Annotated in this window: 3 protein-coding genes and 3 tRNA genes; all 6 read right to left on the bottom strand. The window is 63.5% G+C overall.

Annotated features, from left to right (window positions below; genetic code table 11):
- The coding region (locus AC04L7_RS16795; RefSeq protein ID WP_295949238.1) for a GTP-binding protein at window positions 1–172 on the bottom strand (172 nt) is incomplete at its 3' end.
- 35 nt (window positions 173–207) lie between these two features.
- Window positions 208–283, bottom strand: a tRNA-Thr gene (locus AC04L7_RS16790).
- Between the two features lie 51 nt (window positions 284–334).
- Window positions 335–408 (bottom strand) — tRNA-Gly (locus AC04L7_RS16785).
- 38 nt (window positions 409–446) lie between these two features.
- A tRNA-Tyr gene (locus AC04L7_RS16780) sits at window positions 447–532 on the bottom strand.
- A 109-nt stretch (window positions 533–641) separates the two neighbouring features.
- A complete protein-coding gene (gene ychF, locus AC04L7_RS16775) occupies window positions 642–1,733 on the bottom strand; it encodes a redox-regulated ATPase YchF (protein WP_296281985.1) in 1,092 nt (363 codons plus the stop codon).
- Between the two features lie 75 nt (window positions 1,734–1,808).
- Window positions 1,809–2,366, bottom strand: a 558-nt coding sequence (gene pth / locus AC04L7_RS16770) for an aminoacyl-tRNA hydrolase (protein ID WP_475513463.1), incomplete at its 5' end; no start/stop codon positions are given.

The following is a 2,366-nucleotide window of genomic DNA, read 5'->3' as shown; positions in this document are numbered from 1 at the left end:
CCTTCTCTTCCGGCGCCGCGTCGATCGCGTCATAGGCCTTGAACTCGCCACCGAAACGCTCCGCGCCGATCTTCGTCAGCGCCGCCGTCAGCGTCGTCTTGCCGTGGTCAACGTGACCAATCGTGCCCACGTTAACGTGGGGCTTGGTGCGTTCGAACTTACCCTTTGCCATGGCTGCTGGTTCTCGAGTGGATCAATGGATGGAAGTGGTGCTCACGAAAGGAATCGAACCTTCGACCTCCTCCTTACCAAGGAGGTGCTCTACCGACTGAGCTACGTGAGCGTGAAACGGTTGTGCTGCCTGGATTGCCGCAGGTCCTGCGCAGGTGTTCAGTGGAGCGGGAGACGGGAATCGAACCCGCGCTAGTAGCTTGGAAGGCTACAGTTCTACCATTGAACTACTCCCGCACCGGGAGACCACTACAACGCGAAACAACAACGAAAACTGGTGGAGGGAGGTGGATTCGAACCACCGAAGGCGTAAGCCAGCAGATTTACAGTCTGCCCCCGTTGGCCGCTTGGGTATCCCTCCGGGATCACCGGACTGACTGGGCTGGAGGGCCAAATCAAACCAGGGTGAAACAGCCCGAGATTTTGGCGGGTACTCGACCGTCTGTCAACGCGCCCGCACCACTTTTTTCTCAGACATTGAACCGGAAATGCAGGACATCACCTTCCTGCACGCGATATTCCTTGCCTTCCAGCCGGAGGCGGCCGGCATCGCGGGCACCCGACTCACCCTTGTACTTGAGGAAGTCGTCGAACGCGATGGTCTCGGCGCGGATGAATCCCTTCTCGAAGTCCGTGTGGATCACCGCCGCGGCCTGGGGGGCGGTTGAACCGGCCCGCACCGTCCAGGCACGCACCTCCTTCACRCCTGCGGTGAAGTAGGTCTGCAGGCCCAGAAGCGTGTAGGCGGCCCGGATCACCCGATTCAGGCCCGGCTCGTCCAAGCCGAGGTCGGCCAGGAAAGCATCGCGGTCGGCATCGTCCAGCTGCGACAGCTCCTCTTCGATGGCGGCCGACACCGGAACCACCTGGGCACCCTCGGTCAGGGCACGGGCACGCACGGCCTCGAGGTGCGGGTTGTTCTCGAACCCGTCCTCCAGCACGTTGGCCACGTACATCACCGGCTTCAGGGTCAGCAGGAACAGGTCGCGGACCAGCGCCTTCTCCTCCTCGTCCAGGCCCAGCGCGCGGCCGGGCTTGCCGTCGTTGAGGCCCGCCTGCAGCTTCTGGAGCACCGGCTTGCGGGCGATCGCATCCTTCTCGCCCGCCTTGGCCGAGCGTTCGGCGCGGTTCAGCGCCTTTTCCACGCTCTCCAGGTCGGCCAGGGCCAGCTCGGTGTCGATGGTGTCGATATCCGAAATCGGATCGATCCGGTTGTTGACGTGGATGACGTCATCGTTCTCGAAGCAGCGCACCACGTGCGTGATCGCATCGACCTCGCGGATGTGGGCCAGGAACTTGTTGCCGAGGCCTTCTCCGCTGGCTGCGCCTGCGACCAGGCCGGCGATATCCACGAACTCCACCGCCGTCGGGATCACCTTCTGCGGCTTGACGATCTCGGCCAGCTGGTTGAGGCGCAGGTCGGGAACCGGCACCACGCCCACATTCGGCTCGATGGTGCAGAACGGGAAGTTGGCCGCGGCGATGCCCGCCTTGGTCAGCGCATTGAASAGGGTCGACTTGCCGACGTTCGGCAGGCCGACGATGCCGCATTTGATGCCCATGTGTACATCCGGGATTCGTGATTCGTGATTGGTGATTCGCGGCCAGCTGCGCGCCTGTAAATCACCAATCACCAATCACGGCTTCTTCGTATGCAACCGCGTCATCGCATACATGAAATTGCCCGCGACCGCGAGCGGCAGCACGTCGATGGCATCGTCGACCGCCCGCGCGATCAGGATTTCGTCATCCTTGCCCGGCTTGCCCAATACCCAGCCCGTCACGCGGTCCTTGTGCCCCGGATGGCCGATGCCGATGCGCAGCCGGTGGAACTTGCCATGGCCCAGGTGCTGGATGGTGTCGCGCAGGCCGTTCTGGCCGCCGTGACCGCCATCGAACTTGAGTCGCGCGGCACCGGGGGGAAGATCCAGTTCGTCGTGCGCCAGCAAGGCCTCCTCCGGCGCGATCTTCCAGAAGCGCAGAGCAGCTGCCACGGACTTGCCGCTGAGGTTCATGTACGTGGCCGGCTTCAGCAGCCACACCGGCTGGCCGGCGACCAAGACCTTCGCCGTCTCGCCGAACAGCTTGCTGTCCAGACCGAACCGCTCACCCTGCCGTTCCGCCAGGGCGTCGACAAAATGGAACCCGGCGTTGTGCCGGGTTCGGGCATGTTCGGCACCGGGATTGCCCAGTCC

Source organism: Pseudoxanthomonas sp. LjRoot204_2, assembly GCF_056175765.1.
Note: the sequence above shows the minus strand (reverse complement) of the source record. Positions and strands in the feature narration are given on the sequence as shown.